6 protein-coding genes are annotated in these 6,874 nt (G+C 35.0%); 1 reads left to right on the forward strand and 5 read right to left on the reverse strand.

Translation table 11 applies throughout. The features are described from left to right. Nucleotides 1-1,301, reverse strand: a 1,301-nt coding sequence (locus AC4AGG_RS14735) for a zinc metalloprotease (RefSeq protein ID WP_489772777.1), incomplete at its 3' end; no start/stop codon positions are given. Between the two features lie 274 nt (nucleotides 1,302-1,575). Between AC4AGG_RS14735 and AC4AGG_RS14740 the strand changes: the two genes are divergently transcribed. Further along, nucleotides 1,576-1,926 (forward strand): hypothetical protein, encoded by a 351-nt coding sequence (locus tag AC4AGG_RS14740; protein WP_489772778.1) that lies wholly within the window; start codon nucleotides 1,576-1,578, stop codon nucleotides 1,924-1,926. Between the two features lie 2 nt (nucleotides 1,927-1,928). On the opposite strand, the gene AC4AGG_RS14745 is transcribed toward AC4AGG_RS14740, so the two are convergent. The 4 genes from AC4AGG_RS14745 to AC4AGG_RS14760 all read right to left on the reverse strand — a co-directional run. Further along, on the reverse strand, nucleotides 1,929-2,588 hold the full coding sequence (locus tag AC4AGG_RS14745; protein ID WP_489772779.1) for a DUF6048 family protein: 660 nt from the start codon (nucleotides 2,586-2,588) through the stop codon (nucleotides 1,929-1,931). Further along, nucleotides 2,554-3,033 carry a DUF6452 family protein gene (locus AC4AGG_RS14750; RefSeq protein WP_489772780.1) on the reverse strand — a complete coding sequence of 160 codons (480 nt, stop codon included), beginning with the start codon at nucleotides 3,031-3,033 and terminating at the stop codon, nucleotides 2,554-2,556. The genes AC4AGG_RS14745 and AC4AGG_RS14750 overlap by 35 nt, the downstream gene beginning before the upstream one ends. 1 nt (nucleotide 3,034) lies before the next feature. Next, complete coding sequence (locus AC4AGG_RS14755) at nucleotides 3,035-5,509, reverse strand: zinc-dependent metalloprotease (RefSeq protein ID WP_489772781.1); 2,475 nt, start codon at nucleotides 5,507-5,509, stop codon at nucleotides 3,035-3,037. A gap of 356 nt (nucleotides 5,510-5,865) precedes the next feature. Next, the coding region (locus AC4AGG_RS14760) for a phage tail-like protein (protein ID WP_489772782.1) at nucleotides 5,866-6,874 on the reverse strand (1,009 nt) is incomplete at its 5' end.

Raw genomic sequence — 6,874 nt, forward strand, 5'->3', positions numbered from 1 at the left:
ATAGAATATTTATTGGAAGCTAAATTACCAGTCCATGTATAGGTAGTAGTATTACTTCCTACAGTCATACTAATAACCGCAGAAGTCAAATTACTAGTTCCTCTATTATACAATTGTACTCTTTTTATAACAGCTCCACAAACAACATTTTGCTCACATTCTCTTTCTTCTCTTATTTCGGCATCATTAGGAAAAAGCGCAATAGCAACATCTTTAGTTGATGTTTTCAAAGTTGATCTTCTTGGAGAATTATTTATTACTGTAGCCATTCTTTGTGATTGATTAGTTGTAAAAATATTCATACAAGCATCTGGCGTGTAATCCATATAATTTTGCACCATTTCAAACCCAGCAGAATTACAATCGAGTATATTTGTATTACAGGAATAATTGGCAGTATGAGCAGTTGGAGTGTCATTACAATAATCAGTGCCGCAAGACGCATCACCCCAAATATGTCTCAATCCTAAAAAGTGTCCAACTTCATGAGTCATCGTTCTCCCTTTATCAAAACCTGTCGCCAACAAAAAAGTACCGTCATTATAATCACTACTACCAAAATACTGAAAACCAGACACAACTCCGTCAGTTGTTGCTAGACCACCATTTGTATTAAGTCCAGACAATCCAGAACTAGATGGAAACTGAGCATACCCCAGAAGACTAGTAGAAGCAAAATTTACACTCCACATATTCATATACTGTGTCGGATCCCAAATGGTTAAAGGCTTGACATAATTATCTATATTAGTCGTGGACCAAGATTCATTACAAAGGTTCACTCGATCAATTCCATTAGTTGGATTTCCATTAGGATCAACTTTTGCTAGCGCAAACTGAATAAGCGTATCCGCACCCACAGCATTTGTGTTATATCCAGGAGTGCCCGCAAGCTTTCTAAAATCATTATTCATAACTGTTATCTGGGACTGAACTTGCGCATCAGTAATATTGGGAGCTTGTCCAACAGGTTGTCCAAAATGTATAACATGCACCACCACAGGAATTGTAATAACACTTCCACTTTGTGAACGTGACACTTCAGCATTTTTCATCAAAGGAGAAATCCATGCTTCAAACTCTTCATCAGTCATCCTATCTGGATTATTCTTTTGCAAGAATTCTTCATATTCTGTAGTAGCGCAACGAATCACACCATTCATTTTCTTCAAATCTTCCTTTGTATATGTTTTTCCAAAAACAATTGTGTTTTCAGAATCATTCTTAGATTGAGCATTTAGAAATCCTAAACTAAGAAGAGAAAAAAAGAAAAAAATCTTAATCAACTTCAGATTATTCATAATATAAAAATTTAGTTAAATAATTAACGACTAAAAGCTACAAATATATATATATATATATTGTGTATCCACAGGAACAAACCCAAAAAACGCAATCATATTCATATTTCAACCAATACATTTCATTATATTGGCATATTTTTTACTACTTTTATAAAAAAAATTAAAAATGTCCAAATTAAGAATACTATTACTATCTACTTTATTGATAATTTGCTTGAATTGCACAGCACAAAAGAAGGATAAAAGCCCAACAATGTCAATCACTTCAAAAATGAATATAACAAAAATTGAGTTAGAAGAAATGACAAGAGGAGCACGACGAATGTTCATACTAACACCCACCACGAGAGATACGGAAATAAATGGAGAAAAATCATCAGAAAAGTTGACCGATAATGAATGGGCTAGTTATCAAAAACTGGTCTCTACTATAGATTTGAAAAAATTAGACACCTACCCTGCTCCAACAACAAAGCGATTTCATGATGGTGCGATGACAGCCACTCTTAAAATTTCTTCAGATGGGACGACTTATACTTCACAAGCTTTCGATTCTGGAATACCACCAAAAGAATTTGCTGACCTTTACAATGCGATCATTCCGAATCCTAAAACAAAATAGTCTTAAAATTTATAAGCAATATTCCAAGCGAAGCCGACATTAAACTTGGTAGAACTTTTTCCGAATCCTGGGACGATCATCGGCACTATATCGTTTTGCTTTGTAGTAAACAAGATATATCGAGGTTGCGCTTGTACATCAATATAAAAATTAGAATCAAATAATTGAACTCTTCCTCCTACTGCAGCTTCTAACCAATAGGATGATTGATTAGATTTATCAAAGCTCATCGTTGATCCAGAATCTCCGTAACCCCTAACTGGCACCGAAAAATATTCTTGAGAATAAAACGCTCCTCCAAGTTTTGCCCCCGCATAAAAACCATTGAACTCGTTTTCCGCATCTGAAGCTAACATATAAAATCCACCCAACTTAGTGAAAATCCCACTTGCTTCAACATCGTAACCATTCTTAACGTACACATTTTTATCATAACCCAAATCAACTTCGGCATGAACATTCTTTTTGATTTTTGAGGTAACAAATCCTTGGTAAAGTTTTCGATCTCCGAAAAAAGAAACTCCAGTGTTAAGAAGATCCAAACCAACCATAAAGTTAGGTTCGTATTTCCATTTGACCTTCTTCGGTTCTTCTTTCTGCGCAAAGACGGAAGAAAAAAATAAGGTGCTAAAAAAGCAGATAAAGATGAGTTTTGTTTTCATCAACGATTTCATTTTGGTTGGGTTCAATAGCAAGAACTGGATTGGTGTTTCCAAGAGAATAATTTACATTTTTATATATTCTTTTCACACCACAAGCTGGGGAAACATAAGAAGATTCGGTCGTATAATTGATGGTTACTTTAGAAGAAACTCCATTAGAAGCTGTCTTTACATAGATACTTGTTGCTAACGCATCATCCACTCTCAATGGTAACATTACAGAGTCCGTCGAAGTGGTGTTAGAAATTACGCTAACAGCACCATTACCATAATCGACAGAAACAAAAATCGAATCCATGCTCCTCACATTACCTGTGGATTGCGTTTTGAATTTCACTTTCAATCTTGGGGTAGCCTCACCATCCAAACAAATATCATCATCTGTATTGCAACCCAAAAAGAATAAAACAAATACGCAAAAACCAAAAAATATTTTAGACTTCATTTTATTTTTCAATTTCAAGTGATTTCTCGATCCTATATTTCAAATCTTGAAAGTGATATTTCAAAACCTTGTCAGAACCAGAAGAACTTATCTCACCCTTCAAGTCCTCTAAAGTTCCTCTCACGACAGCTAAGACATCTGACTGATCTGCACTAAAACTCTTATTGTCCGAAATCTTGATTAGAGATTCAACAAAGTTTCTTTGCAAATTTCTCTGAAATATATCTGGAGATTTATCTTCAAAAACCATAGTTTTAAGATCTGTCATGTAATCCACCAACTGATAAGCATTATCACCAATAGATTGCGAGTCGTACATCTTTTTCAAAACTCTAATATTGAGAATCCTTTCAAAAACTCGATTTTGAAGTCCTTCCACCACTTCGGTTGAAGATCTTCCTGTTTTTACAAATATATCTTTATTCAATAACCATTCAGGGGTCTGAAAAATATTTTTATTCAAAAACTCTAGTGCTTCCTTCTGATCCCTTTTAGAAACCACCTCATAAACTACACCTGACTGTTCTATCGTTTTTGGCGTTTCCATTTCGCCACCAATATATTTTGAAACATGTCCTAGATATCTCGAAAATTGAGTGGTCACCTGACTATACATTTCATATAGATTACCATAATCTTCGTTGGGTTTTGCAGTCCAACTTTCGAGATTATCTACAATCTTTTTCAAATTTTTGATTCCATAAGTTCCAGCAACCATGGCATTATCTCCAACTTGCTCACTTTGAGACCTCGGATCATAAAAATTAGATTCTGTACCAAACCAAAGTCTTGGATTCTTCAATTTAGAGATCACCCAATTATTGAGTTGTTGTTTCTCTTTTTCTGGAGAATCAAATTCATAAAATCGGCGATACCCCCATTCGATTGCCCAATCATCATAATCACCAATTCTTGGCATTAATCCTTTTTCTCCAATTTTATCTTCTGGTTGCGCTACGTAATTAAATCTAGCATAATCCATAATGGAAGGAGTATGACCATTGGCTTCCACCCACTTTTTATCTCTCAATTTTTCAACTGGAACACTAGAACTTGATCCAAAATTATGTCTCAGTCCTAAAGTATGACCGACTTCGTGTGAAGAAACAAATCTGATTAATTCTCCCATCAATTGATCGTCAAATTCCATTTTTCTAGCCCTTTCATCATTAGGAGAAGCTTGAATAAAATACCAATTTCTTAACAGCAACATCACATTATGATACCAATTGATATGACTTTCTAATATCTCTCCTGTTCTTGGATCTGCAATCGAAGGTCCGGAAGCATTAGGAACATCAGATGGCTTGTAAACAATTCCCGAAAATCTTGCATCTTCCAAACTCCATTCTGGGTCATCCTTCGGATTTGGAACTTTAGCATAGATTGCGTTCTTGAATCCTGCCTTTTCAAAAGCTTTTTGCCAATCATTAACACCTTGCATCAAATAAGGCACCCATTTTTTTGGTGTGGCTGGATCAATATAAAACACGATGGGTTTTGCTGGCTCAACCAATTCCCCTCTTTTATATTTTTCTAAATCTTCAGGCTTGGGTTCTAGCCTCCATCTCTTAATCATCCTCACTTGCTTTACACCTTGAGGATTAAGATCAAAATCCGTATATCCGACCGCAAAATATCCAACTCGAGGATCAAAGTATCTCGCTTGCATTTTATTTTCCGGAAGCAAAACAAAAGAAGAATTGACTTCTACGGTATAATTTCCGCTGATCTCCGGTTTATCAACTCCTGGCGGAAACTTGGCATCTCCTAAAGTTTTAGCAAATGTTTTGGTTGTATTAATTTCAATATTACTCGGGAAAGATTTAATAAAATTGATATAAGATTTATCTTTTTCGAACTTACCTACTTTAAAGTACTTTTTGTAAGCAGGTTCAAAAGAAACCAAATCATTATCCGCATTGACCAAATCAGTAACATCAATGACAACCGACTTCTTATCTTTTCCAAATGCTTTAATTTCCAACGCAGCCACAATCGACTGCAAGTTGTTTCTCGTCACCGACTGATACATATCAGAGGTAGAATCTTTAGCATAGTCATCAAAAGAAATAGAACGAATTAGCACCTTATCGAGAGGGCCTTTTTCGAAAGTAAGAATATTAGATCCTATTTGATCTCCAGCATATCCAGAGGAACCAGAACGCATTTCAGCAGCCGCCTTAGTTAATCTATTGACCACTAAAAACTCTTTCTTAAAAACCTCATCTGGAATCTCGAAATAGAATTTATCCTCAACCTTGTGAACTTTAAATATCCCATCATCTGAAATTGCCTTGTCAGTAATAATTTCTTTGTAAGGCTTGATTTTAGATTTGGTCTTATCCTTAGATTCAGTACCCTCCTTTTTTTCTGTTGTAGCTTTCTTAACGTCGGCGGTATCTTTCTCTTGAGAATGTAAAAAACCAAATGACACCAAACAAAGCGCCAAGGTAATATGCTGTACTAACTTCATTGACATAAAATTTCGATAAAGATAGAAAAAAGCTTGGATACTTACTTTCTCAAAAACAAGAACAAAAAAAATCCCACCGCAAAACGATGGAATTTTGGAAATAAAATAAAAAAAACACTTAATTATAGGGCTTCAAAAACGCCCTTAAAATTTAGTTTATTTTTTAAAAAAATAAAAGGTAAGCCTTTAAAATACATCTAAGTCAAGCATGAAATTGTTTGTAAAAAAAATTGAGTTATTACGATTGGCGAACTGACAAACAATTCTCATGCTTTTGTGTTACCAAAGGCGGGTACCTTTTATTTTATTGAAAAACCAAACAGTATAGTTTATTGCATTTCAAAAAGGTTAGATTTCTATAATGCAGTATTGACAACACCATAATCTACAGTTAGAACAGGCTCATAGAAATTAATCTCTCCATTCATCGCACTTCCTATATACAGCTTAATTCCATTATCAATAATATCTTGGGTAATAATAATTGGCGACAAAACCAACTCGTCTCTAACATAATTGGTCTCTACGGTTCCCACGGCAGTCTTGGTTCCTGTAAACATTAGGTCTTTGATTTTGCGACCAGTGGTACTATCATAACCTCCTGTTGTTAAATTAACTGTAGTATTTCCAGTGAACGCTACAAGACGACAAGACTCTGCATTAGAGGACAATTTTTGAAACTTAAGAGACAAATTAATAGTCATTGTATATCCCAACAACTGCTGAGGAACCACAATTAGACTATTAGTATTATCCCACATTGTTAGATTAAGTGGATTATTCACAATCCGATAATCACCTGTTCCATAGAAGTCTGCATCAAACTTTTTTACCGCAGGACCTGTGGGAGCCACAAGTGGAATACTTGGAGATGTATAAGAATCATTGTCACTTAGCAACATATTCATAGGCTTTACTTGGGACCATAAATTATTAATAACAGTAGTAACAAATGTTACCCATTTAGTTCCATTCCAATAGTAAAATCCCTTACCTGTCAAAAGCTCGCCCTTACCTGTCTGATTAGCGGTAGATGCAGCACTTGTCGCGTAGACAAGGTTTCCCTCATTAACCACACCTGTTGGAACTGGCATGTTATAAATCTGATCACCGGTGTATTTAGGAATCATAATTCCTTCAACTTTATTGACCGGGTCTTTTCCATCAATTTGTAAAGTCGCTTTTGGAGAAATGGTATTGATTCCAACTTGTGCGTTTGTTAGGGCAATGACAAGAACCCCAACCATGCTAAAGAATTTAGCAATATAATTTGTTCTCATTTGTGGTGTTTTATATTTATTACAAATGAACAACAAATCTAAAGCACAAAAAAAGGGGAAAATCCCCCTTTTTATATAATTTTTA

It is taken from the genome of Chryseobacterium sp. CG10_8 (assembly GCF_058117085.1).